We start from the raw sequence: 329 nt of genomic DNA on the forward strand, positions 1-329 counted from the left end.
GACGGTTTTCGGGGCGCTGGTGATGCCGGCCTTGGTGAGCAGTTCGGTGTTGCTGATCAGCCCGATCCCGGCGAACGTCCACGGCAGCCCGTACTGCACACCGTTGGACTGGCCGAGGGCGAGAGCGGCGGGGGCGTAGTCCAGGCCGGCCGCGACGGATCGCAGATCCAGGAGTTTGCCGGTGGCGGCGAGGGTGGCCAGCCACGCCACGTCCAGCTGCACCGCGCCGGTCAGCTGCCCGCCCTGGACCTGCAGCAGCAGCTGGTTGAGGTAGTCGTTGTACGGGTACGACGGCGTGCTGATCTTCACACCGGCGTTCGCCGCGGTGT

The 329-nt window shown here is 69.0% G+C and carries 1 protein-coding gene; it reads right to left on the bottom strand.

The window, feature by feature from the left end; genetic code table 11:
• On the bottom strand, positions 1 to 329 hold a 329-nt coding region (locus OP18_RS50810; protein ID WP_033368063.1), incomplete at both ends, for an extracellular solute-binding protein.

Origin of the sequence: Dactylosporangium aurantiacum, assembly GCF_000716715.1 — a bacterium.
GTDB lineage: Bacteria > Actinomycetota > Actinomycetes > Mycobacteriales > Micromonosporaceae > Dactylosporangium > Dactylosporangium aurantiacum.